The organism is Serinicoccus sediminis (genome assembly GCF_004153545.1).
Lineage (GTDB): Bacteria > Actinomycetota > Actinomycetes > Actinomycetales > Dermatophilaceae > Ornithinicoccus > Ornithinicoccus sediminis_A.
The window spans coordinates 96125-119083 of the sequence record NZ_SDVA01000007.1 but is presented as its reverse complement, the minus strand read 5'-3'; the positions used below and the strand labels follow the sequence as shown (position 1 = coordinate 119083).

22 protein-coding genes are annotated in these 22959 nt (G+C 74.2%); 11 read left to right on the top strand and 11 right to left on the bottom strand.

Annotated features, from left to right (window positions below):
• Positions 1-11 precede the first annotated feature (11 nt).
• The 7 genes from EUS26_RS08515 to EUS26_RS08485 are packed head-to-tail and all read left to right on the top strand — an operon-like array spanning position 12 to position 6769.
• Positions 12-623, top strand: a complete 612-nt coding sequence (locus EUS26_RS08515) for a hypothetical protein (RefSeq protein WP_130013111.1) — start codon at positions 12-14, stop codon at positions 621-623.
• Positions 624-673: 50 nt separating this feature from the next.
• A complete protein-coding gene (locus EUS26_RS08510) occupies positions 674-1330 on the top strand; it encodes a uridine kinase family protein (protein ID WP_130013109.1) in 657 nt (218 codons plus the stop codon).
• Positions 1327-2478 carry a DUF7847 domain-containing protein gene (locus EUS26_RS08505; protein WP_130013107.1) on the top strand — a complete coding sequence of 384 codons (1152 nt, stop codon included), beginning with the start codon at positions 1327-1329 and terminating at the stop codon, positions 2476-2478. Before EUS26_RS08510 ends, EUS26_RS08505 begins: the two co-directional genes overlap by 4 nt.
• Before the next feature lie 20 nt (positions 2479-2498).
• Positions 2499-3191, top strand: coding sequence for a DUF4129 domain-containing protein (locus EUS26_RS08500; RefSeq protein WP_130013105.1), 693 nt, complete (start codon positions 2499-2501; stop codon positions 3189-3191).
• Positions 3192-3193: 2 nt separating this feature from the next.
• Positions 3194-4438: a DUF4350 domain-containing protein gene (locus EUS26_RS08495; RefSeq protein WP_130013103.1), complete on the top strand. Its 1245-nt coding sequence runs from the start codon at positions 3194-3196 to the stop codon at positions 4436-4438.
• A complete protein-coding gene (locus tag EUS26_RS08490) occupies positions 4435-5445 on the top strand; it encodes an AAA family ATPase (protein ID WP_130013101.1) in 1011 nt (336 codons plus the stop codon). The genes EUS26_RS08495 and EUS26_RS08490 overlap by 4 nt, the downstream gene beginning before the upstream one ends.
• Positions 5446-5458: 13 nt before the next feature.
• Positions 5459-6769, top strand: a complete 1311-nt coding sequence (locus tag EUS26_RS08485) for a DUF58 domain-containing protein (RefSeq protein ID WP_130013099.1) — start codon at positions 5459-5461, stop codon at positions 6767-6769.
• 6 nt (positions 6770-6775) lie between these two features.
• Here EUS26_RS08485 and EUS26_RS08480 read toward each other — a convergent pair whose 3' ends face one another.
• Positions 6776-7771, bottom strand: coding sequence for a stage II sporulation protein M (locus tag EUS26_RS08480; RefSeq protein WP_130013097.1), 996 nt, complete (start codon positions 7769-7771; stop codon positions 6776-6778).
• Between the two features lie 49 nt (positions 7772-7820).
• Between EUS26_RS08480 and EUS26_RS08475 the strand changes: the two genes are divergently transcribed.
• A complete protein-coding gene (locus EUS26_RS08475) occupies positions 7821-8627 on the top strand; it encodes an RDD family protein (protein ID WP_130013095.1) in 807 nt (268 codons plus the stop codon).
• 49 nt (positions 8628-8676) lie between these two features.
• Here EUS26_RS08475 and EUS26_RS08470 read toward each other — a convergent pair whose 3' ends face one another.
• Positions 8677-9822: an adenosine deaminase gene (locus EUS26_RS08470; protein ID WP_130013093.1), complete on the bottom strand. Its 1146-nt coding sequence runs from the start codon at positions 9820-9822 to the stop codon at positions 8677-8679.
• Positions 9815-10165 (bottom strand): cupin domain-containing protein, encoded by a 351-nt coding sequence (locus tag EUS26_RS08465; RefSeq protein WP_130013091.1) that lies wholly within the window; start codon positions 10163-10165, stop codon positions 9815-9817. Before EUS26_RS08465 ends, EUS26_RS08470 begins: the two co-directional genes overlap by 8 nt.
• A gap of 24 nt (positions 10166-10189) precedes the next feature.
• Here EUS26_RS08465 and deoC point away from each other — a divergent pair, with 24 nt between their 5' ends.
• Positions 10190-10957, top strand: coding sequence for a deoxyribose-phosphate aldolase (deoC, locus tag EUS26_RS08460; RefSeq protein ID WP_130013089.1), 768 nt, complete (start codon positions 10190-10192; stop codon positions 10955-10957).
• A 109-nt stretch (positions 10958-11066) separates the two neighbouring features.
• Here deoC and EUS26_RS08455 read toward each other — a convergent pair whose 3' ends face one another.
• Both EUS26_RS08455 and EUS26_RS08450 read right to left on the bottom strand, forming a co-directional pair.
• Positions 11067-12356, bottom strand: a complete 1290-nt coding sequence (locus EUS26_RS08455) for a thymidine phosphorylase (RefSeq protein WP_130013087.1) — start codon at positions 12354-12356, stop codon at positions 11067-11069.
• A 112-nt stretch (positions 12357-12468) separates the two neighbouring features.
• On the bottom strand, positions 12469-13203 hold the full coding sequence (locus tag EUS26_RS08450) for a hypothetical protein (protein ID WP_130013085.1): 735 nt from the start codon (positions 13201-13203) through the stop codon (positions 12469-12471).
• Between the two features lie 57 nt (positions 13204-13260).
• Here EUS26_RS08450 and EUS26_RS08445 point away from each other — a divergent pair, with 57 nt between their 5' ends.
• Together EUS26_RS08445 and EUS26_RS08440 are read left to right on the top strand one after the other, a co-directional pair.
• Positions 13261-13926, top strand: a complete 666-nt coding sequence (locus tag EUS26_RS08445) for a hypothetical protein (protein WP_130013083.1) — start codon at positions 13261-13263, stop codon at positions 13924-13926.
• Positions 13923-15218, top strand: coding sequence for a chloride channel protein (locus EUS26_RS08440; protein ID WP_130013081.1), 1296 nt, complete (start codon positions 13923-13925; stop codon positions 15216-15218). Before EUS26_RS08445 ends, EUS26_RS08440 begins: the two co-directional genes overlap by 4 nt.
• A 151-nt stretch (positions 15219-15369) precedes the next feature.
• On the opposite strand, the gene EUS26_RS08435 is transcribed toward EUS26_RS08440, so the two are convergent.
• From EUS26_RS08435 to EUS26_RS08410, 6 genes are all read right to left on the bottom strand, one after another.
• The gene (locus EUS26_RS08435) at positions 15370-15765 is read right to left on the bottom strand and encodes a cytidine deaminase (RefSeq protein ID WP_130013079.1); all 396 of its coding nucleotides are present in this window, start codon (positions 15763-15765) and stop codon (positions 15370-15372) included.
• A 50-nt stretch (positions 15766-15815) separates the two neighbouring features.
• Positions 15816-17117 carry an ABC transporter permease gene (locus tag EUS26_RS08430; protein ID WP_130013077.1) on the bottom strand — a complete coding sequence of 434 codons (1302 nt, stop codon included), beginning with the start codon at positions 17115-17117 and terminating at the stop codon, positions 15816-15818.
• Positions 17114-18439, bottom strand: coding sequence for an ABC transporter permease (locus tag EUS26_RS08425; protein ID WP_130013075.1), 1326 nt, complete (start codon positions 18437-18439; stop codon positions 17114-17116). Before EUS26_RS08425 ends, EUS26_RS08430 begins: the two co-directional genes overlap by 4 nt.
• Complete coding sequence (locus EUS26_RS08420; RefSeq protein ID WP_238148873.1) at positions 18436-20115, bottom strand: ABC transporter ATP-binding protein; 1680 nt, start codon at positions 20113-20115, stop codon at positions 18436-18438. The genes EUS26_RS08425 and EUS26_RS08420 overlap by 4 nt, the downstream gene beginning before the upstream one ends.
• Before the next feature lie 168 nt (positions 20116-20283).
• Positions 20284-21453, bottom strand: coding sequence for a BMP family lipoprotein (locus EUS26_RS08415; RefSeq protein WP_130013073.1), 1170 nt, complete (start codon positions 21451-21453; stop codon positions 20284-20286).
• A gap of 157 nt (positions 21454-21610) precedes the next feature.
• A complete protein-coding gene (locus tag EUS26_RS08410; RefSeq protein WP_130013071.1) occupies positions 21611-22882 on the bottom strand; it encodes an amidohydrolase in 1272 nt (423 codons plus the stop codon).
• Between the last annotated feature and the right edge of the window lie 77 nt (positions 22883-22959).

Sequence of the window (22959 nt, the reverse complement as noted above, 5' to 3'; positions counted from 1 at the left end):
AGGGAGCAGCCATGGCGACGGCGGACACCACCCTGCGCGGCGCGGTCGTCGGCACCTACCGTGCGCTGCCGGCCCGGGTCCTCGGCTGGGCCATGGTCGCGTGCGCGGCCGTGCTGGCCGGCCTCACCGTCTGGGACCTGCTGTCCGGGCACCGCGACGGCGCCCTGGGGGCCGTCGCGCTCGTGGTGGGGGTCGCCGCCGCGGCGTGGGTGCTCTTCCTGCGCCCGCGGGCCGTGCTGCACGAGGACGGCGTGCTCCTGGTCAACCTCGTGCGGGACACCGCGGTGCCGTTCGCGGCGGTGGACGAGATCACCCACCAGTGGGCCCTGGAGCTGCACGACACGGAGGGCCGTCGGCACAGCGCCTGGGCGGTGCCGGCCAAGCGCGAGCGGGCCCGCCCGACCCGGTTGGACGACTACGCCGACACCACGCGGCGCCGCGGCGACGGGGGCACCACCGCGCAGACCGTGGCCGACGAGGCGCAGCGTGCGCTGCAGCGGTGGCGCCTCGACGGGGGCCAGCTCGACGACGGCGCCACCGAGGTGGTGACCACACCCGCCCGCGCCGCGATCGGGGCGCTGGCGGCGGCGGTCGTCCTGGCCGTCCTCGCGGTGCTCGTCTGAGCGCAGGTGGCCCGGGAGCCGCGCGGGCCGGCGCTCTAGACTGTCCCCCCATGGACCCGGCCCTCACCCCCGCCCGAGTCCTCGTGCTCGCCGGCCCCAGCGGCGCCGGCAAGTCCAGGCTCGCCGCGCACCTGCACTCCGAACACGGCTGGCCGGTGGTCCAGCTCGACGACTTCTACCGCGAGGGTGACGACCCCGGCCTGCCGATGAGCACGCTGGGGCTGCCCGACTGGGACCACGTCGACTCCTGGGACCTCGACGCCTCGCTGCAGGCGCTGGAGGAGCTGTGCCGCACGGGCTCGGCGCACATGCCGGTCTACGACATCAGCCGCTCGACCGTCACCGGCACGCACGAGGTGAGCCGCGGTGGGCATACCGTCGTCGTGGCGGAGGGCATCTTCGCCGCCCACACCGTCACCGGTCTGCGCTCGCGGGGGCTGCTCGCCGACGCCTGGTGCATCCGCAACCGCCCCTGGCTCACCTTCACCCGTCGTCTGGCCCGTGACCTGGCCGAACGCCGCAAGCCGCCGACGACCCTGTGGCGGCGCGGTCACGTCCTGCGGCGGGCCGAGCCCGGTATCGTGGCCGCCCAGGAGGACCTCGGTGCCCGGGCCATGACGGCGCGGGAGGCGCAGGTCCACGCCCGGGGGCTCATGGCGTCGTCGGGTCCGCACCCGTCGTCCGTCGACGAAGGAGCAGGGGGATGACGCAGCCACCCTTCGGGCCGCCGCCCGGCGAGCCCGGGCACGGCGACCCCGGGCACGGCGAGCCGGTCTCGCCGTCCCCACCCCCGCCCCCGGGTCCGCACGCACCACCCCCCGGCCAGACCGCCGGCGGGACCCCGCAGTGGCACCAGCCGCCCGGCGGGCACCGGCCCGGGCAGCAACCGACGGCGCCGCCGCAGTGGCAGCAGCTGCCGCCCGAGCAGCTCGCCCGGCTGCACCAGCCCGGTGTCGTCCCGCTCCGGCCGCTCACGCTCGGCGACATGTTCGGCGGGTCGCTGCAGACGATGCGACGCAACCCGGAGGCCACCATCGGGATGGGCCTCGTCGTGCTGTCCGTCGTGCTCGTGCCCTCGCTGCTGCTCACCCTGCTCGCGACCCGCTCGCTGTCCTCGGTCGACCAGCTGGGGGCCGAGCTGATCCTGCTGCTCGTCAGCGGCCTGCTGAGCTCCCTGGCCTCGATCGCCCTGACCGGGATGATCGTGCACGTCATCGGCGAGGCCGTGCTGGGCGACCGGGCGAGCCTGGCCTCGACCTGGGCGGCCGTGCGGGGCCGGCTGCTCGCCCTGGTCGGCACCGTGCTGCTGCTCGGCGTCCTGTTCACCGTCGCGCTGGTGCTGCTGGTCGTGGCGGTCGTCGGTCTGCTCGTCGCTCTGGACGAGTCGGGTCTGTCGATCGTGCTGGCGGTGCTGCTGTCCGTGGGCTTCGTGGTCGGCCTGGTCTGGGCCGGCTGCCGGCTCAGCCTCGCCCCCGCACCGGTCGTCCTGGAGCGGGTGGGACCGTGGCGAGGCATCACCCGGGCGTGGTCGCTGACCAGAGGCGCCCAGGCGTGGCGGGTCGTCGGCATCACCCTGCTGGCCGGGATCGTCACCAGCATCCTGGCGGCGGTCGTGCAGCTGCCCGTCGTCGCCCTGGTGTCCGCGCTGGTCGGCCCCGAGGTCGTGGGCTCCCCACTCAGCCCCGTCACCGTCGTCACCGACCACGCGCTGCAGCTCGTCGTCGGCGCGCTAACCATCCCGTTCACCGCCGGGGTGACCGCCCTGCTCTACCTCGACCAGCGGGTCCGCCGCGAGGGTCTGGACGTCTCGCTGGTGCGGGCCGCCCAGGAGCGCGCCGCGGCCCGGTCGCGCTGAGCCCGGCAGGCACCCCTGGTATGCCGTCGTCCGACCCGTCGACCTCGTCCCCCGTGCCGACCACCCAGCGACCACTGGACCCCAACCGTGACGAGGCGCGCCGGTGGCTGCAGGACGAGCTCGACTCCGGCGACTACCGCCTGGAGGAGCCGTGGTGGCTGCGCCTGTGGCAGTGGGTGACCGACCGGCTGCCCGACCCGGCCGCCCTCGGCCCGCTCCCGCCGTGGACGACGTGGGTGGTGCTGGGCGCGGTCGGCGTCGCGGTGCTCGCCGTGGTGCTCTTCGTCACCCGGGACCGGTGGCGCACCGGGCGGCTCGCCACGGCACGTGAGGCCGGGTCGGTCCTGGACGGGGCGCGCCGTTCGGCCGCGGACTACCGCGCCGCCGCCCGGGACGCCCTCGCCGCAGGACGGGCGGACGAGGCCGTGCTGGAGGCATACCGCGCCATCGCCGCCGGCGCGATCGAGCGGACGCTGCTCGACGACCGCCCCGGCCGCACCGCCCACGAGGTAGCGCAGGAGCTGGGGCAGGTGTTCGACGAGCACGCCACGGGCCTGGGGCGGGCCGGTGACGCCTTCGACGCCGTCCGCTACGGCGGCCGGCGCGCGAGCGAGGAGCAGGCGCGCGCCGTGCTCGACCTCGAGGCGGCGCTCGCGACCGCCCGGCCCGGGGTGACCCGCGGGCGGCGCCCCGACCTGGTGGTGCCCTCGTGAGGGTGCTGCGTCGGTGGGCGCCGTGGGTGCTGCTGGTCGTGGTGGTGACGGTGGTGGCCGCCCTCCTGAGCACGCCGCGGTCCGGGGAGCCGCTGAGCCCGGTCAACAACGGCCCGGACGGCGCGCAGGCGCTGGCCGAGGTCCTGCGCGACGAGGGTGTCGACGTCGAGCTCGTCGCGGGCACCGGCGGGCTGGACCCGGAGACCCTCGGCCCCGGGACCACCGTTCTGCTCCCGCACACCCGCTACCTCGGACCCCAGGCCGGGGCGGACCTCGTGACGTCGCTGTCCGCCGTCGACCAGCTCGTGGTGCTCGCCGACGGCACCGGGCAGGTCGGCCCCTCGCTCGGGCTGGACGTGGAGGAGTCCTGGGGCTCCGGCATACCCGTCGGCGCCGACTGCACCGTGCCCTTCGCGCGGGAGGGCGACGAGCTGGCCGGCTGGGACGTGCTGCTGGCCGCCGGGTCGCAGGAGCGGGCCGCGACGACCGCGTGCTTCCCGCCCGGGGCCGGGCACAACCTCGGCGGGGCCCGCGAGGGCGCCGTGCTCGTGCTGGAGCCCTCCGAGGACCGTCCGCGCACGGTCCTCGCGGGGATCGGCCCGACGTGGACCAACGCGCGCGTCACCGACGAGGCCAACGCGGCGGTCGCGCTGCGGCTGCTCGGCGGCAGCGACCGGCTCGTCTGGGTGCAGCCGCAGCCGTCCGACCTCGGGCTGGAGGCGGCCGGCTCGCTGTGGGACGTGCTGCCGCGCAACCTGACCCCCGCCCTGTGGGTGGTGGCCGGGGGCCTGCTCGCGCTCGCGCTCTGGCAGGGCCGCCGCCTCGGGCCGGTCGTGACCGAGCCGCTGCCGGCTGTCGTGCGGTCGACCGAGACGACCCTGAGCCGGGCGCGGCTCTACCAGCAGGCCCACGACAGCAGGCACGCGGCCCGCGCGGTGCAGGCCGGCGCCCGCCGCCGGCTGGCCCCGCTCCTGGGCCTGTCCACCACGACCGGTCCCGACCGACTGGTCGAGGTGGTGAGCCGCGTCAGCGGCCGCAGCACGGAGCAGGTGCGGCCCCTCCTCCTCGACCCGGGCACCGCCACGGACGACGCCGGCCTGGTCACCCTGGTGCGGGAGCTGCACGCGCTCGAGGACGAGCTGCGGCGGCCGGGGCGACCCGGCCCGTCCGGCACCACCGACTACCCTGACCCCGGGGGCTCCCCCGAGCAGCGCCCTGGCACCAGCGACGCCGAGAGGACACGATGACCCAGCAGCCGCCCCCCGGTCACGACAGCGCGGACCGCCCAGCGACCCGCCCCGACGAGGAGTCCGCGCGGTCGGCCCTGCACGAGGTCCGGGCCGAGGTCGCCAAGGCCGTCGTCGGCCAGGACCAGGCCGTCTCCGGTCTCATCGTGGCGCTCCTGGCCCGGGGCCACGTCCTCCTCGAGGGCGTGCCCGGCGTCGCCAAGACGCTGCTCGTCCGCACCCTGGCGACCGCGTTGTCCGTCGACACCAAGCGGGTGCAGTTCACCCCCGACCTCATGCCCGGCGACGTCACCGGCTCGATGATCTACGACAGCGGCCGCGGCGAGTTCGCGTTCCGCCCCGGCCCGGTCTTCACCAACCTGCTCCTGGCCGACGAGATCAACCGCACCCCGCCCAAGACGCAGTCCGCGCTGCTGGAGGCCATGGAGGAGCGGCAGGTGACCGTCGACGGCACCTCCCGGCCGCTGCCCTCCCCCTTCCTCGTCGCCGCGACCCAGAACCCGGTGGAGTACGAGGGGACCTACCCGCTCCCGGAGGCGCAGCTGGACCGCTTCCTCGTGAAGGTCACCCTGCCGCTGCCGCCGCGGGAGGACGAGGTGCAGGTGCTGGAGCGGCACGCCGCCGGCTTCGACCCGCGAGACCTCGGCGCCGCGGGGGTGCGCGCCGTGGCGTCGCCCGAGCACCTGGCCGCCGCGTCGGCAGCGGTGCGCACGGTCCAGGTCTCCCCCGAGGTCGTCGGGTATGTCGTCGACCTCGCCCGGGCGACCCGCGCCGCACCCTCGCTGCAGCTCGGCGTCAGCCCGCGGGGCGCGACCGCCCTCATGGGCACGTCGCGCGCCTGGGCCTGGCTGTCCGGTCGCGGCTTCGTCACCCCGGACGACGTCAAGGCCCTGGCCCGGGCCACCCTCGCGCACCGGGTCGCGCTGCGGCCGGAGGCCGAGCTCGAGGGCGTGACCGCCGACTCGGTGCTCGAGTCGGTGCTCGCCAGCGTCCCGGTCCCCCGCTGAGCCAGGGCCGCCGATGATCGTCCGAGGCCCCGTCGTGGCGCTGGCCCTGCTGGGGCTGGTGCCGGTGGTGCTCTGGCCGGACGCGGCGGGGCTGCTGGCGGCCGGCTGGCTGGTCCTGGTCGCGGTGCTCGTGGGGGCCGACGCGGCCGCGGCCCCCCGCCCCCGCTCGCTGGAGCTGCACCGCCTGCCCGTGGCCCAGGTCCGGCTGCTGGAGGAGACCCCCACCACGCTGCTCGTGACCAACACCGGCGGCCGACGGGTGCGGGCTGTCCTGCGGGACGCGTGGGTGCCGTCGGCGGGGGCGCAGGAGCCGACGCGCCACCCGCTGGACCTGCCGCCCGGCGAACGGCGCCGGGTGGTGACCACGCTGCGGCCCAGCCGGCGCGGCGACCGCCCGGCCGTCGGGGTGACGGTGCGCACCCACGGGCCGCTGGGCCTGTCCGGCCGTCAGGCGACGGTGGACGTGCCGGGGGCGGTGCGCTCGCTGCCGCCCTTCCGCTCCCGGCGCCACCTGCCGGCCAAGCTGGCCCAGCTGCGCCAGCTCGACGGCCGCTCGGCGGTCCGCACCCGGGGGCAGGGCACCGAGTTCGACTCCCTGCGGGACTACGTCGAGGGTGACGACGTCCGGTCCATCGACTGGCGGGCCACCGCGCGGCGCCAGCACGTCGTGGTGCGCACCTGGCAGCCGGAGCGTGACCGCCGGCTCATCCTCGTCCTCGACACCGCCCGCACCAGCGCCGCCCGGATCGGGGACGAGCCGCGCCTGGACGCGGCGATGGACGCGGCCCTGCTGCTGGCCGCGCTCGCCTCGCGCGCCGGGGACCGGGTGGACCTCGTGGCCGGCGACCGGGCCGTCCGCGCCCGGGTGGGGTCGGGCACCACCGCCGGCCGGTCCGGGCTGCTGCACCAGCTGGTCACCGCCATGGCACCCCTGGAGCCTGCCTTGCTCGAGGCCGACTGGCCGATGCTCGCCGGTGCGGTGACGACCCTGACCCGCCGCCGCGCCCTCGTGGTGCTGCTGACCCCGCTGGAACCGGCCGCCCTCGAGGAGGGCCTGCTGCCCGTGCTGCCCACCCTCACCGCGCACCACCGGGTCGTGGTCGCCTCGGTCGCCGACCCGGCGCTGCAGGACCTGCGACGGGGCGCGGACGGCGTCGAGGAGGCCTACGCCGCCGCGGCCGCCGAGCGCACCGAGGCGCTGCGGCACCGCACCGCGACGGCGCTCGTCCAGCTGGGGGTCACCGTGCTCGACGAGCCGCCCGAGCAGCTGCCGGTGGCTCTCGCGGACCACTACCTGGCCCTCAAGGCGCAGGGGCTGCCTTAGCCCGGCTCAGCCCGCCGTCGGTGCCGCCGCCGCCTGCAGGTCCTCGCCGACGTCCCCGCTGACGCCGCGGCGCACCGCGCGCCGCCCGAGGGTGAACACATACGCGAAGAAGAGGCCGAGGGCCAGCGCGCCGATGCCGACCCGTGCCCACGTCGGCAGGGGCGAGGGCGTGACGAAACCCTCGATGAGGCCCGACACGAGCAGCACGAAGACCAGCCCGATCGCCACCCCCGCGGCCGTCCGGCCCTCGGCGGCCAGGTTGGCCAGCCGGGTCCGCCGCCCGGGCGCCACCCACGCCCAGAACAGCCGCAGCCCCACCCCCGCCGCGACGAAGATCGCCATGAGCTCGAGCAGGCCGTGCGGCGCGATGAGGCCCCAGAAGACGTCGCCGCGGCCGTGCCGGTGCATGAGCGAGCCGATCACCGCGACGTTGGCGATGTTCTGCCACAGCAGCCAGATGACCGGCAGGCCGAGCACGCCCATCCCGATGCAGCGGGCCGCGACCCAGGCGTTGTTGACCCAGACGAGGGTGGAGAAGCTGCTGGCGGCGTTCTCGGAGTAGTAGGACTCGAAGCTGACGTTGACCAGCTCGGTCACCTCCTCCGGCGACAGCAGCGACTGCTCGACGACCGGGTTCTGCACCAGCCACCAGCCGAGCACGAGCCCCACCACGACGTTCGCCAGGGCGGTGATGCCCCACCACCAGCGCAGCCGGTAGAGCGCCGCTGGGAAGTCCTCGGCGAAGAACCGCCCGATCCCCGACCAGCTCGCGGTCCGCACCCGCCCCGCCCGTGCCCGGGCCCGGGCCACCAGCGTCGACAGGTGGGTCACCACGCCGGCGTCCGGCGCGCTGGACCGCACCACGGACAGGTCGGTCGCCGCCCGCTGGTAGCCGTCGAGCAGCTCGTCGGCCTGCTGCCCGTCCAGGTGGCGCTGACGGGAGAGGCGGTCCAGCCGCTCCCACGCCGCGCGCCGGCGCCCGACCAGGGCATCGAGGTCCACGGCACCACGGTAGGTCATCCGACCGCTCGCCCGGACTAGAGTGCGGGACATGGCGACCCGGGGGATCTTCGAGGCGCAGCGCTTCGTGACCAGCGAGGCGGTGGAGGTCGAGCTGCCCGCTGCCCCGGTGCCGACGCGCATGGTCTCCGGGCTCATCGACCTGCTCGTCATCGCGGCCGGCGTCGTCGCCCTGGTCCTGCTGCTGCCCGGTGACCTGTTCGAGGCGGACGCCGCCCTGGGTCAGGTGTTCTTCATCGTCCTCACCGTGCTGGCGATGGCCGGGGTCCCCATCACCCTGGAGACGCTCACCCACGGCCGGACCCTGGGCAAGCTCGTCATGGGGCTGCGCACCGTGCGGGACGACACCGGCCCGATCGGGCTGCGGCACGCCGTCATCCGTGCCCTGGTCGGTGCGTTCGAGATCTGGATGACGCTCGGCAGCGTGGCGCTCATCACCGCCATGACCAACGAGAAGGGCAAGCGCCTGGGCGACTTCCTGGCCGGGACGTACGTCGTGCACGACCGGGTCCGGCTGCGGCTGCCCGAACCCCCGCAGGTGGACCCGGTCCTCGCGGACTGGGTGGGGGGCGCCGACATCGGGGTCGTCCCCGACGCCCTGGTGGTGGCCACCCGGCAGTTCCTCGCCCGGGCCCCCAGCCTGACGCCGGCGGCGCGCGCGCAGACCGGCAGCGAGCTGTATGCCGCTCTGCTCGGCTACGTCGCGCCGGCGCCACCGCCCGGCTCCCACCCCGAGCAGGTCATGGCCAGCGTGCTGGCGCAGCGCCGGCGCCGCGACGAGGAGCGGCTGGAGCGGGCCGACGCGCTGCGTGCCCGGGTGCTGCCCGAGGGGCGCTGAGGCCGCCGGCCACCCGGCGACGCGCACGGCGTGCCCGTCGGGCGCCCGGTCAGCCGTCGTAGGCCGGCTTGAGCACTCCCTCGATGAGCGCGAGCCGCTCGTCGAAGGGCAGGAACGCCGACTTCATCGCGTTGACCGCTACCCGCCGCAGCTGCGGCATACCCCACCCTGCCTGGTCCACCAGCAGCTGCGCCTCCCGCGTCATGGTCGTCGCGCTCATGAGCCGGTTGTCGGTGTTGAGGGTCACCCGGAAGCGCAGCGCGTCGAGCAACGTGATGGCGTGCTCGGCGATCGAGGGCGCGGCGCCGGTCTGGACGTTGCTGCTGGGGCACATCTCCAGCGGGATGCGCCGGTCGCGCACGTAGGCCGCGAGCTCGCCCAGCGCGAAGGCACCCGGGTCCACGCGGGCCCGGTCGACGGCGGCGGCCACGTCCTCGCCGACGGGCGCGCCGTCCAGGGTGATGTCGTCGATGATGCGGATGCCGTGCCCCAGCCGCTCCGCGCCGCACCACTGGATCGCCTCCCAGATGCTGGGCAGCCCGAAGGCCTCGCCGGCGTGGATGGTGAAGTGCGCATTGGCCTGGCGCAGGTACTCGAAGGCGCCCAGGTGGCGGGTCGGCGGGAAGCCGTCCTCGGCCCCGGCGATGTCGAAACCGCAGACCTCCTCGGCGCGGTGGCGCACCGCCAGCTCGGCGATCTCCCGGCTCCGCGCGGCGTGCCGCATGGCGGTGAGCAGAGCCCGCACCCGGACCGGCCCGGCGGGGGCGTCCGCGTCTCCCGCGGCCACGACCGCCTCCCCCTCGCGGAACCCGGCGTTGACCGCCTCGACCACCTCGTCCAGGCTCAGCCCGCCCTCGAGGTGCTGCTCGGGGGCGTACCGCACCTCGGCGTAGACCACCCCGTCCGCGGCCAGGTCGAGCACGCACTCCCGGGCCGTCCGGCGCAGCGCGTCGGACGTCTGCATGACCCCGACCGTGTGGCTGAAGGTCTCCAGGTAGCGCACGAGCGAGCCGCTGTCCGCCGACGCCGCGAACCACCGCGACAGCGCGTCGACGTCGTCGGCCGGCAGTGCGGCATACCCCTGCTCACGGGCGAGGTCGAGCACCGTCGCGGGGCGGACGCCGCCGTCGAGGTGGTCGTGCAGCAGCACCTTGGGCAGCCGGCGGACCTGCTCGGCACCGAGCGCCTCAGACATCGCGGTTCGCCCGCTGCAGCGTGAACGCGGGGGCGCAGACGGCGAGGTACTCGGCCCCGCCGGGCCCGACCGAGTAGCGCACCCACTCCCCCGCGCGCGTCAGGATGCACTCCCCCGCCCCCAGCTCGACCTGCCCCTCGTCGTGCTCGACCACGAGGTGACCGGCGAGGACGTAGGTGATCTCGTCGAACTCAGGCCGCTGCCCCGGCTCGTCCCACCCCGCCGGCGCGGTCATCCGCGCCACCGAGACGGTGTCCTGCCCGGTGCTCGCGGCACCGGCCAGCTCCTGGATCAGCTTCTCCCCGGTCCCGGGCACCCGGACCGGCCGCAACATCGTCGGCATGGCGAAGATCCTATTCTGGAGGGTATGTCGCACACGATCACCCCTGGCACCACGCTGACCACGCAGGATGTCGCCGACCTCATCGACCACGCCCTGCTCAAGCCCGAGCTCACCCCGGACGAGGTCGAGCAGGCCTGTCGCGAGCTCGCCGCCGACGAGATCTGGTCGGTCTGCGTGCGTCCCTCCGACGTGCGCCTCGCGCTCGCCGCGGTCGACGGGCACCGGACCCGGGTCTGCACCGTCATCGGCTTCCCCCACGGCACCACCTCCACCGCGGCCAAGGTCGCCGAGGCCCGGCAGGCGCTGGCCGACGGCGCGACCGAGCTCGACATGGTGCTCAACATCGGCCGGCTGCGCGGGGGTGACCTCGACGCCGTCAAGCAGGACATCGCTGCCGTCGTGGAGGTGGGCCACGCCGTGGACGCCCTGGTCAAGGTGATCTTCGAGACCGCCCTGCTCGACGACGAGCAGAAGCAGGCCGCCTGCCGGGCGTCCGAGGAGGCCGGCGCCGACTTCGTCAAGACCTCGACCGGCTTCGCCGGTGGAGGCGCGACCCTGCCCGACGTGCGTCTCATGCGGGCGCACGTGCCGGACACGATGCAGGTCAAGGCCTCCGGCGGGGTGCGTGACATCGACACGCTCCTCGCGATGGTGGCCGAGGGCGTCACCCGGATCGGCACGTCGTCGACGCAGGCGCTGCTCGCCGGCGCCCGGGAGCGCGAGGAGGCCGGCACCCTCGTCGTGCCTGAGCCGGGATCCGACGTCGCGGGTGCGGACGGCCAGGGCTACTGACGCCGGTCCGGTGCGCGTCCGGTGCGTGCTGGGCGCGCGTCCGGTGCGTGCTGGGCGCGCGTCCGGTGCGTGCTGAGCGCGCGTCCGGTGGGGGAGGTGGCGGGCGAGGTCAGCTCACGCGGTCGATGACGATGCTGTCGGCCGTCTCCACCTCGTCGGCGGACCCGATGGCCCAGGACCCGTCGAGCGCGGTGGTGGCCCGCTCGATGCGGCCGGCGTCGTCGGTGTGCAGCGTCATGAACGGCTGACCCTTGCGCACCTCGTCGCCCGGCTTGGCGTGCATGACGACGCCGGCGGCGGCCTGGACCGGGTCCTCCTTGCGGGCCCGGCCGGCCCCCAGCCGCCAGGCGGCCACGCCGACGGCGAGGGCGTCCAGCCGGGTCAGGACGCCGTCCGCGTCCGCGACGACCTCGTGGCTCTCCTTCGACTCCGGCATCGCGGCGTCCGGGTCGCCGCCCTGCGCGGCGATCATCCTGCGCCACACGTCCATCGCGCGACCGTCGGCGAGCGCGTCCGCCGGGTCGACGTCGCTCACGCCCGCGCCCTCCAGCATCTCCCGGGCGAGCGCCACGGTGAGGTCGACGACGTCCTGGGGTCCACCGCCGGCGAGCACCTCGACGGACTCGGCCACCTCGACGCCGTTGCCGGCGGTGAGCCCGAGCGGGGTCGACATGTCGGTGAGCAGGGCGACCGTGTGCACCCCGGCGTCCTGCCCGAGCGCCACCATGGTCTCGGCGAGCTCGCGCGCGTCCTCCTCGGTCTTCATGAACGCCCCCGACCCGACCTTGACGTCGAGCACCAGCGTGCCCGTGCCCTCGGCGATCTTCTTGCTCATGATCGAGGAGGCGATGAGCGGGATGGCCTCGACGGTGCCGGTGACGTCGCGCAGGGCGTAGAGCCGCTTGTCCGCCGGGGCGAGGCCGGAGCCCGCCGCGCAGATGACCGCGCCGACGTCCTCCAGCTGGTCCAGCATCTCCTCGTTCGACAACGACGCCCGCCAACCGGGGATCGCCTCCAGCTTGTCCAGGGTGCCGCCGGTGTGACCCAGGCCCCGTCCGGACAGCTGCGGCACCGCCACCCCGCAGGCGGCGACGAGCGGCGCCAGCGGCAGGGTGATCTTGTCGCCGACCCCGCCCGTGGAGTGCTTGTCGGCGGTCGGACGGGACAGCGAGGAGAAGTCCATCCGCTCACCCGAGGCGATCATGGCCTTGGTCCAGTCGCTGATCTCCCGCCGGTCCATGCCGTTGAGCAGGATGGCCATCGCCAGCGCCGACATCTGCTCGTCGGCGACGGCGTCACGGGTGTAGGCGTCGATGACCCAGGCGATCTCCTCCCCGCTCAGCTCCCCCCGGTCCCGCTTGGTCCGGATGATGTCCACGGCGTCGAAAGACTCGCTCATCCGCACAGTCTGACGTATGCCCCGCCCCGGGCGCTCGACCGGTCGACGCACACCCTGCTCGACCGGTCGCCCCGCCGCGCGGCTGCCCGGGCCGGCCCACCCTCCGGGGCGTCTAGGCATACCTCCCGGTGCTGGCCAGGGCACCGCAGGTCCGGACCACCCTGCCCACCTTGCTCCCGGCCGGCTCCTCGCCGCGGGCCGCGTCGACCTCACCGCCCAGGCGTCGCAGCCCGGACTCGAACTCCTTGCGCCCGCTGCCCGGGCCGCCGTAGGCGCCGGAGAGCATCATCAGCGAGCGCTCGACCAGCTGCTCGACCTCGCCGAGCAGACGGGCGACGTCCGGCCTGGCGCCGGTGCGCGCGGCGGTGTCCAGCTCCCGGCCCAGCCGCCCGAGGTGCAGCTGGCCGAGGGAGACGACCGGGTCGGTCGAGGTGCTGGTGGGGTATGCCGTGGCCTCGGGCCGCGGGGCACCCGGCGCCGCCCACGGGTTCGCGCGCGGCCCGCCCTGCTCCTCGGCGCCGTGGCCGGGCGCCCCCGGGCCCTGGGCGGGCAGGGGTGGCGGGGGTGGCGAGGTGCCGTCGGAGGAGCGCGGGGCGCCGTCGGGGTAGCGCGGCACGTCGATGCGGGGCAGCTCGGTGTCGTCGTCGTGGTGCCGGCCGTCATCTCCCGCGTCGTCGGGCCGTGGCCGCCGGCCGACCGGGGCCGGGCGGCGCCCGAGGCCGGTGACCATGCTGACGACGACCAGCCCGAGGATGATCGGGACGACCGGGATGTTCCCCTGGGTGATCACGTTGAACAGCACGACCACGGCCACGATGCCGAAGATCGGCACCTTCGGTCTCTTCATCCGGTCTCCCCTTCTCGTCCGCCACCGGTCCGCTGCCGGTGTGACATCCTGAGCGACGTGCTCCTCGCTGACATCATGGCCCTCGTCGCGCCGCCCGTCACGGATCTGCTGCGCCGCTCCCGCAGTGTGACGCAGGACCCGCAGCCGATGTTCCCCACCATCGTCGCCGTGCGCAACGACCGGGTCCTGGCCACCGTCTCCACGCTGCGCATCGAGGCGACGATGTCGGCCGCGCCGACGATGGCCGTCGGCCTGGACCCGCAGGCGCTCGTCGTGGCCACCGAGGCCCGCGTCGACGACCGGCCGGCCCTCACCTACGCGGTCATGACCCGCGAGCGCCAGGCACGGTGGGTCCTGCAGGAGATCCACGGCGACGGCCCGGAGGTGCGCTTCTCGGTGCCCGTCGACGGGGGTGAGCCGCGCGGGCAGGCCGCGGGCACCCTGCGCGTGCTGGCCGAGGCCCTCAGCCAGCGTCCGATGGACGTGTCGACGGTGGCGCGGCAGGACCGCTCCGGCACCTTCGGAGAGGACACCTTCCTCCCGCCGCAGCAGGGCCGGGTCGTGGTCGACGCGGGCGCGATGACGACGTTGCACGAGCGGGTCGCCGACATCGGCGGCCAGGTGCTCTACCTCCCCCGCAGCCACGAGGCCGGTCGCCTGGCCCTCGAGGCGGGCCTCCCCCGCGCCTGTCTCATCGTCCCGGACCCTCCCGCCTCGTCATGACCCCCACCGACTTCGGCACGCGTCCGCACTTCTGGCGGGTCATGGGGGGCGCCGCCGTCGTCGGGCTGATGGCCGGGGCGGCCTGCGTCGTCTACCTCGCGGTCGAGCACCTCGTCACCGGGCTCCTGTGGGGCGAGGACGGCACGCCGCTGGGGCTGTTCACCGGTTCGCTCGCGGGTGTCCTCGTGGTCCTGGCCGCGGGCGCCCTGGTGGGCTGGATCCGCAGCCGCACGGGTCTGACCGGCCCTGACCCCAACTTCGTCGGCGAGATGATCGAGGGCGAGGTCCCGCTGCGGCGCGGCGTCCGCTACGGCCTGCTCGGGCTGGTCAGCCTGGTCGGCGGTGGGTCCGTCGGGCCGGAGGCGCCGCTCGGCACCCTCGGCGGCGGCCTCGGCACCGCGGTGGGCCGCCGCTACGAGCGGCAGGAGGAGGCGACGCAGGACCTCACCTTCGCCGGCATCTCGGGGGTCTTCGGCGGCCTGGGCACCTTCCCCTTCACCGGTCCGATCATGGCCTGGGAGGTGCACCACCAGCGCTGGCAGCAGGCTCCTCACCGCATGCTCCCCGGCATCGTCTCGGCGACGACGGCCCTCGTCGTGCTCTACCCGCTGCTCGGCACGCCCTTCCTGAGGGTCTACGACCTCGGCGCTGCGGAGCTGCACGTGTGGTGGATCGGGCTGGCGCTCCTCCTGGGCGTCGTGGGGGCCGGGCTCGGGGTGGTGTGCGTCCTGGCGATGACGGCGTCGCAGCGGCTGAGCCGCCGGGTGCCGCACGTCATCGTCCGCGCGCTCGTCGGCGCCGCGGTCGTCGCCGCGATCGGGTATGCCGTCCCGCTCACCCTCTTCTCCGGCCGCGCCCAGCTGAGCGGAGTCCTGGAGGGGGGTGCCGCGGTGACCGTCGTCCTGCTCCTGCTGGTGCTCGCCGGGAAGATCGTGACCTTCGTGGTCTCGATGACCTGGGGCTTCTTCGGCGGCCCCATCTTCCCGCTGGTCTTCGTCGGGGCGGTCGCCGGGGTGCTCGTCCACCAGCTGCTGCCCGGCATACCGCTCGCTGTCACGGTGCCGGCGCTCGCCGCGTCCGTCACAGTCGCGCTCGTGCCGCTGCCGTTCATGGTCCTCGTCATCACCACGATGATGTTCGGCCTGCAGCTCGAGCTGGGCGTCCTGCCCGCGGTGGCCGTCGTCACGTCCTACGTGCTGGTGCGGGGGACCGGCCTCGCCGACCGCCTCTCCCGTCCCACCGCCCCCTCCGCCACCGCCGTGCGGAGAAACGCGCAGCGACCGGGGAAATAACGCTGTTCGCCGTGCAGATCGCCGCAGGATGTGTCCGCTGTGTCTCAGGGGACGCCGATAGCTCTGCCAGCGGCGTCCCGGCCGTCGTGAGAGGAGACCGTCCGGTGCAGGCCCGCGCCAGGCCGGCCCTGCAGCCCGCGTCGCGCCCGGCTCAGCGGCGGTCGAGGTCCTCCGGGCCGAAGGCCTGCGGGAGCGCCTCGTCCATCCGCAGCACCCCCTGCGGCGTCTGCAGGAGGCAGCTCGCGCCGCCGTGCTCCCACAGCAGCTGGCGGCAGCGCCCGCAGGGCATGATCGTCTCGCCCCGGCCGTCGACGCACCACACCGCGACCAGCCGGCCGCCGCCGCCGGCCACCAGGTCGGAGACCATGCCGCACTCGGCGCACAGGGTGACGCCGTAGCCGGCGTTCTCCACGTTGCAGCCCGCGACGACCCGTCCGTCGTCGACGAGCCCGGCCACCCCGACGGGGTAGCCGGAGTAGGGCGCATAGGCCCGCCGGGTCATCGTCACCGCCGCGTCGTGCAGCGGCTGCCAGTCGATCTCGGGCACGGGGGCCTCCTGGGGGTATGGGCCGGCGCGGCTCGGTCTGGGCCGGGCGCTCAGCTCTTGGTGTAGGGCACGCCCTCGGCGGCCGGCGGACGGACCCGCCCGACGAAGCCGGCGACGGCCAGGATGGTGATGACGTAGGGCAGCATGAGGAGCAGCTCGGAGGGGACCCCGCTGCCGATGCTCGACAGCACGTTGCCGAGGTTCTTGGAGAAGCCGAAGAGCAGCGCGGCCATGACCGCGCCCCACGGGTTCCACTTGCCGAGGATCATCGCCGCGAGCGCGATGTAGCCCTGGCCGGCCGACATCTCCCGCCCGAAGGCGAGCCCCGAGCCGACGGTGAAGAAGGCGCCGCCGAGACCGGCGATGGCACCACCCAGGATCGTGTTCCAGACGCGGCGCACGTTGACCTTGATGCCGACCGTGTCGGCCGCCTTGGGGTGCTCGCCGACGGCGCGGGTGCGCAGGCCCCAGCGGCTGCGGAAGAGCATGAACTGCAGCCCGAAGATGAGGGCGTACATGAGGTAGACCAGGATCGTCTGGTCGAAGAGCACCGGCCCGACGACGGGGATGTCGGACAGCAGCGGGATGGGGAGGCGCGGCAGCGGCATCCGGCTGTTCCACAGCTCCTTGTTGTCGGACAGCACGGTCGAGAACAGGAAGCCGGTGAGCCCGATGATGAGGGTGTTGAGCACGACGCCGACGATGATCTGGTTGACCCGGAAGGACACCGAGAACCACGCCAGCCCCGCCCCGACGAGAGCACCGGCCAGGGGCGCCGCGACCAGACCCAGGTAGGCCGACCCGGCGGCCGAGGCGACGACGGCGCCCATGAACGCCCCGGAGAGCAGCTGGCCCTCGATGGCGATGTTGATGATGCCCGAGCGCTCGCAGATGACACCGGACATCGCGCCGAAGACCAGCGGCACCGACAGCGCCAGGGCCCCCGCGAGGAGCGAGACCATGGGGATGACGGTGCTGCGGCCGGCGCCGACGAAGGTGAGGAACGCGAGGACGAAGGCGACCCCGACGACGACGTGCGCCCAGGACGGCATCGGCCGCCGGTCCCGCCAGCGCCACACGGAGAACCCGGTGGCGACGAGCATGACGACCAGCAGCACGACGAGGAAGCCCAGCGCCGGGACGTCGATGTCGGGGATGCTCACCAGGTCGCCGCTGGTGCCGAACTGGAAGGTGGTCCGGGCGTCCGCCGGGGTGTCGAGCACCCAGGCGAGCAGGGTCACCAGGGCGGCCAGGGCGTAGACGACGGTCGTCTTGAGACCCACCTTGCGACGGGCGCGCTGCGGCTCCTCCGGCAAGGAGGTGGTCTGCGGGGACGGGGTGGCGGTGCTCATGCCGTCGCCTCCTGGGGGGTCGTGCCGGGGCCGGCCTTGCGCCGTCGCCTCCGGTCGGGGTCGGGCAGCCGGAAGACGGTGCGCACCAGCGGGGGCGCGGCGATGAACAGCACGATGAGCGACTGCACCACGAGGACGATGTCGATCGGGGTGGAGGTCAGCGACTGCATGAGGAAGCCTCCGGCCTTGAGCGCCCCGAAGAGCAGCCCGGCGAAGAAGGTGCCCCAGGGCCGCGAGCGACCGAGGAGCGCGACGGTGATCGCGTCGAAGCCGAAGGACGCGGCCACGCCCGCGGTCAGCGAGCGCTCGGTGCCGAGCACCTGCCCGGTCGCCGCGAGGCCGGCCAGGGCACCGGCGACCACCATGGTGATGACGGTGATCCGGCCGACCGACATGCCGGCGGTGCGGGCCGCGGCCGGGTTGGCGCCGACCGCGCGGATCTGGAAGCCGACCGTGGACCGCTCCATGAGCCACCACACGAAGACGGTCGCGAGGATCGCGACGACGAAGCCCCAGTGCAGGCGGAAGCCGTTGTCCGGCCACAGCCACTGCGGCACGAGCAGCGGGTAGGTGGCGTCCGGGCTGACGGCCGGGCTGCGCTGCCCGGTGCGGCCGGGGTTGAAGCCCGGCTGCTTGAGGATGTAGCTGATGAGGTAGACCGCGATGTAGTTGAGCATGATCGTGACGATCACCTCGTTGGCGCCGAACCGGGCCTTGAGGACACCCGGGATGCCACCCCATACCGCCCCGCCGATCGCGCCACCGAGGATGGCGACGAGCAGGTGGATCACCGGCGGCAGGTCGAAGGCGAAGCCCAGCCAGGCGGCGACGATCGCGCCGACGATGATCTGACCCTGGGCACCGATGTTGAACAGCCCGGCCCGGAAGCCCACGGCGATGCCGAGGCCGGCGAGGATGAGCGGGATGGCGAAGACCATCGACTCGGTCAGCGGCTTGACCGCCCCGGCGAAGGTCGCCGCCTGCCAGTCGAAGACCGACCCGCGGAACATCGCGACGTAGGCCTCGGCCATCGCCGTCCACCCGGCCGAGATGGTGTCGAGGGGCCGGGCGAAGAAGTAGGTCGCGGCCTCTCTCGTGTCCTCGTCGGCGAACGCGATGAGCAGCCCGCCGATGAACAGCGCCAGCACGACGGCGAGCACCGACATGAGGGCGCTGCCCCCCAGGATCTGCTGGAGCACGCCGGGGCGCTCCTGCTCGCGCACGGTGGGGCCGCCGGTCTCCCCGGGCGGCGTCGCCGCGACGGACTGCTCCTCGCCGGCGTCCGGACGCTCGGGGGTGTGGCCGGGGGTCTGGTCGCTCACGGGCGCTCCTCGGTGCTCGCAGGGGCGGAGGTATGCCGGGTCTCACCCTCGGCGGAGGTATGCCGGGTCTCACCCTCGGCGGCGGGGCGCGGGCCGTCGTCGCCCAGGTCGGCGGCACCGAGCACCGAGTGGTGCTCCGCCGCCTGCCGCTGGGCGTCCTCGAGCGGCACGCCGGCCATCATGAGCCCGAGCACGTCGCGGTTGACCGGGGCGCCGTCCTCGCCCTTCGCGTCCACGATGCCGACGATCCGCCCGCGGTACATCACCGCGATCCGGTCGGCCAGACCGAGCACCTCGTCCAGCTCGGTGGAGACGATGATGACGGGGGTGCCGCGGTCGCGCTCGGCGACCACGCGACGGTGCACGAACTCGATGGAGCCGACGTCCAGTCCCCGGGTGGGCTGCGAGGCGACGAGCAGGCGCAGCGGCCGGGACATCTCCCGGGCCAGCACGACCTTCTGCGCGTTGCCGCCGCTGAGGGTGGAGATGGGGTCGTGCACCGAGGTGTAGCGGACGTCGAACTCCTCGGTGCGCTGCTCGGCGTTGGCGGTGACCTTGGCCGGGCTCATCGACACCCCGCGGGCGAAGGGCTGGGTGTCGTAGAGGTCGAGGACGAGGTTCTCGGCGATGGAGAAGCTGGACACGACGCCGTCGGTCGACCGGTCCTCGGGCACGAAGCCGATGCCCGAGCGCAGCCGCTCCTTGACGCCCTTGCCCAGGAGGTCCTCGCCGTCGAGGCGGACCGACCCGGAGTCGGGCTCCTCGATGCCGAGGATGACCTCGGCGAGCTCGGTCTGGCCGTTGCCCTGGACCCCGGCGACGCACAGGATCTCCCCGGCGCGCACGTCGAAGGAGATGTCGTCGACGAGGACGGTCCCGTTGGGTGCGACGACGGACAGGTTCTCGACCTCGAACGTGGCCTCGCCCGGCTGCGCCGGCTCCTTGTCGACGGTGAGGCTCACCGAGCGACCCACCATGAGCGAGGCCAGCTCGGTCTCGGTGGACGTCGGGCTGGCCTCCCCCACGACCGTGCCGCGCCGGATGACGGTGATCCGGTCGGCGATCGCCCGGACCTCGCGCAGCTTGTGGGTGATGAAGACGATCGAGGTCCCGGACTCCTTGAGCTCGCGCATGATGCGGATGAGCTCGTCGGTCTCCTGCGGGGTGAGGACCGCGGTGGGCTCGTCGAGGATGAGCACCTGCGCGTCCCGCGAGAGCGCCTTGATGATCTCGACCCGCTGCTGGACCCCGACCGGCAGGTCCTCGATCCGGGCGTCCGGGTCGACCTGGAAGCCGAACCGGTCGGAGATCTCGCGCACCCGACGGCGCGCCTCCTCCAGCCTGAGCACCCCGCCCGCGCCGGTGGGCTCGTAGCCCAGGGCCACCGACTCGGCGACGGTGAAGACCGGCACGAGCATGAAGTGCTGGTGCACCATCCCGATGCCCGCCGACACCGCGTCTCCCGGCCCCTTGAAGGTGGCCGGGGAGCCGTCCAGCAGGATCTGCCCGTCGTCGGGGTCGTAGAGCCCGTAGAGGACGTTCATCAGGGTGGACTTGCCGGCGCCGTTCTCGCCGAGCAGGGCGTGGATCTCCCCGGGCTCGACGACGAGGTCGATGTGGTCGTTGGCGACCAGCGAGCCGAAGACCTTGGTGATGCCCTGGAGCTCGAGCTTCATCGCAGAACCTGCTTCATACCTACCTCACGGGTGGGGCGGGCCGGGCGCCGGTGGTCGGGCGCGACCGGGTGGTGCGGAGGGACAGCGTAGCGGCCCGGCCCGAGGGGGGCCGGGCCGCTACCGGGGCGGTGGTCCGCAGGTCGGGGAGCCGACCGTCAGACCCTCACCTCACTGCTGCGGGCTGTTGGGCGAGTCGACGGTGATGTCCCCGGAGACGATCATCTCCTCGAGCATGGTGACCGCCTCGGCGAGCGACACCTCCTCGCCGTCGGGGCCGGTGACCATCGTGCCCTCGACGTCGCCGGCCATGTCGTGGTACTCGGCCAGGCCGACCCCGTCGTTCTCCAGCGTGCCGACGTAGGGCTCGTTGGTGAAGCCGCCCTCGACCGCCTCGGTGACGGTGGTCTCGACCGCCGGGCCGATCTGCTTCAGGACCGAGGTGAGCATGAGGTCGGAGTACTCCGACGCGGTGAGGTAGCCGTCGGAGTCCACCCAGATGATGTGCACGCCGTCCGCCTCGGAGGCCGCCGCGGCCGCGCCGAGGCCGACCGGCCCGGCGACCGGCATGACGATGTCCGCGCCCTGGGAGATGAACTGCTCGGTGAGGGTCTGGCCCTGGCTCTGGTTCTCGAAGTCACCGGAGAAGGCGCCCTCCTGGGCCTCCTTGTCCCAGCCCAGCAGGTTGACGTCGGTGCCGTTGTCCTCGTTGAACTTGTCGACGCCGTCGGAGAAGCCGTCCATGAAGACCGCCACCGACGGGATCTGCAGCCCGCCGAAGGTGGCGACGGTGCCGGACTCGGTCATGCCCGCCGCGAGGTAGCCCGCGAGGTAGCTGGCCTCCGCCGTGTTGAACAGGATGGGCTTGGCGTTGTCCAGCTCGACGGGGTTGAAGTCGGCGTCGCTGAAGGCGGAGTCGATGAGGGCGAAGTTGGTGTCCGGGTTCTCCTCGGCGGCCGACTGGATCGCGTCCTCGAGCAGGAAGCCGACCCCGATGGTGATGTTGCAGCCCTGGGACACGAGGTTGGAGACGTTGGTGGCGTAGTCGGTGTCCGCCTGGGACTCGACCTCGACCGGCTCCACGCCCAGCTCCTCGGCGGCCGCGTCGAGGCCCTCCTTGCCGGACTGGTTGAACGACTGGTCGTCGAACCCGCCGGAGTCGGAGACCATGCAGGCCTTGAAGTCTTCGGCGTCGCCACCGGCCGCGTCGCCCTCCTCGGTGCTCTCGGCGCTCTCGCCGCCGCCGGCGTTGGTGTCGTTGTCTTCGGGGGCCTCGCCGCAGGCGGCAAGGACGAGGGTGGCGGCCGCACCGGCGGCTGCGAGCTTCAGGACCCGACGCACGGGATACTCCTTTGTCCTGTGGGTATGACGCGACGATGGTAACCCTCGTGACTCACGGGTAGGTGCGTCGCCACCCGGAGTCCGGCCCAGACGTGACGAAGTCGTGACCTGCGACGTCACAGGCATCACACGCGTCCCACCCCCGGGGGTGGAGCGGTCAGGGACGCATCTCCCCCAGCGCGGTGAACACGGCGCCGGCGAGCAGCTTGGCGCCCACGAGGACCGACCCCTCGTCCACGACGAGGTCGCCCTGGTGCAGCTCGTAGGTCGGCCCGCCGGGGGCGCGCGTCCCGAGCCGGGCCATCGCCCCGGGCACCTGCTGGAGGTACCACCCGAGGTCCTCGCCGCCCATGGACTGCTTGGTGGGCTGCACCGAGCCGGCGCCCAGCAGCATCATGCCCGCCTTGGAGAGCGCCACCACCGACGCGTTCTCGTTGTCCACCGGGGGCACACCCTTGGTGTACTCGACGGTCGCGGTCACGCCGTAGGGCGCCACCACCGCCTCGACGGTCTCGGTGAAGATGGGCTCGACGACGTCCCACAGCTCGGCGTCCAGCATCCGCAGCGTGCCGAGGGCCTCGCCGCGCGCCGGGATGACGTTGGCCGCCGCCCCCGCCCGCACCACGCCCCAGACGAGGATCGCGGCCGCTCGCGGGTCCAGCCGCCGGGTCAGCGCCGCCGGCACCTCGGTGACGACCTTGGCCAGCGCGTAGGTGATGTCCTGGGTCAGGTGGGGGCGGGAGGTGTGCCCGCCACGGCCGGTGATGACGACCCGGACCTCGTCGGACGCCGCGGTGATCGGTCCGACGCGCAGGCCGACCCGCCCGACGTCGACGGAGGGGTCGCAGTGGACCGCCAGCATCCGGTCGACCCCGTCCAGCCCGCCCTGCTCCATGACCTTGAGGGCGCCGCCGGGGTGGGTCTCCTCGGCCGGCTGGAAGACGAGCCGGACCGCGGCCTGCCGCGCGACCAGCTCCTCGGACAGCTCGTGCAGGGCGAGGCCGGCCCCCAGCAGCCCCACCGTGTGCACGTCGTGGCCGCAGGCGTGGCAGACGCCGGCCGTGGTGGAGGCGAAGGGCAGACCGGTCGCCTCCTCGATGGGCAGGGCGTCCAGGTCCGCACGCAGCGCGATGCGGGTGCGCGGCTCCGGGTGACCGATGTCGACCAGCGCGCCGGTGCCGGGCAGCGTGCGGACCTGCGCCCCCGCCTGGGACAGCACCCCGGCGACGAGCTCGGTGGTGCGGTGCTCGGTCCAGCACAGCTCGGGGTGCTGGTGCACCTCGCGGCGCCAGCGCAGCAGCTCCTCGGCCCGACCGTCGACCACACCCTCGATCCGGCGCATCACCTCGGCGAGGGGGCTGGGGCCGGACGGCGCCCCCGCGCTCTGGTCGGGGGCGGTCTCGCGCTGGGTGCGGGCGTCGGTGGTCAACGGCTCTCTCCGGAAGGGGTTGGGGGCACCCTCGAGCATACGCGCGGCCCCGTCACCGCCCGCCCCGCCCCACCGGG

Excerpts from the sequence above, each read along its gene's own strand:
- EUS26_RS08430 (WP_130013077.1), bottom strand. The coding sequence starts at position 17,117 with ATGAGCACCGCCACCCCGTCCCCGCAGACCACCTCCTTGCCGGAGGAG.
- EUS26_RS08515 (WP_130013111.1), top strand. The coding sequence starts at position 12 with ATGGCGACGGCGGACACCACCCTGCGCGGCGCGGTCGTCGGCACCTAC.
- EUS26_RS08450 (WP_130013085.1), bottom strand. The coding sequence starts at position 13,203 with ATGAAGAGACCGAAGGTGCCGATCTTCGGCATCGTGGCCGTGGTCGTG.
- EUS26_RS08440 (WP_130013081.1), top strand. The coding sequence starts at position 13,923 with ATGACCCCCACCGACTTCGGCACGCGTCCGCACTTCTGGCGGGTCATG.
- EUS26_RS08470 (WP_130013093.1), bottom strand. The coding sequence starts at position 9,822 with ATGTCTGAGGCGCTCGGTGCCGAGCAGGTCCGCCGGCTGCCCAAGGTG.
- EUS26_RS08510 (WP_130013109.1), top strand. The coding sequence starts at position 674 with ATGGACCCGGCCCTCACCCCCGCCCGAGTCCTCGTGCTCGCCGGCCCC.
- EUS26_RS08500 (WP_130013105.1), top strand. The coding sequence starts at position 2,499 with ATGCCGTCGTCCGACCCGTCGACCTCGTCCCCCGTGCCGACCACCCAG.
- EUS26_RS08490 (WP_130013101.1), top strand. The coding sequence starts at position 4,435 with ATGACCCAGCAGCCGCCCCCCGGTCACGACAGCGCGGACCGCCCAGCG.
- EUS26_RS08505 (WP_130013107.1), top strand. The coding sequence starts at position 1,327 with ATGACGCAGCCACCCTTCGGGCCGCCGCCCGGCGAGCCCGGGCACGGC.
- EUS26_RS08475 (WP_130013095.1), top strand. The coding sequence starts at position 7,821 with ATGGCGACCCGGGGGATCTTCGAGGCGCAGCGCTTCGTGACCAGCGAG.
- EUS26_RS08420 (WP_238148873.1), bottom strand. The coding sequence starts at position 20,115 with ATGAAGCTCGAGCTCCAGGGCATCACCAAGGTCTTCGGCTCGCTGGTC.
- EUS26_RS08485 (WP_130013099.1), top strand. The coding sequence starts at position 5,459 with ATGATCGTCCGAGGCCCCGTCGTGGCGCTGGCCCTGCTGGGGCTGGTG.
- deoC (WP_130013089.1), top strand. The coding sequence starts at position 10,190 with ATGTCGCACACGATCACCCCTGGCACCACGCTGACCACGCAGGATGTC.
- EUS26_RS08455 (WP_130013087.1), bottom strand. The coding sequence starts at position 12,356 with ATGAGCGAGTCTTTCGACGCCGTGGACATCATCCGGACCAAGCGGGAC.
- EUS26_RS08465 (WP_130013091.1), bottom strand. The coding sequence starts at position 10,165 with ATGCCGACGATGTTGCGGCCGGTCCGGGTGCCCGGGACCGGGGAGAAG.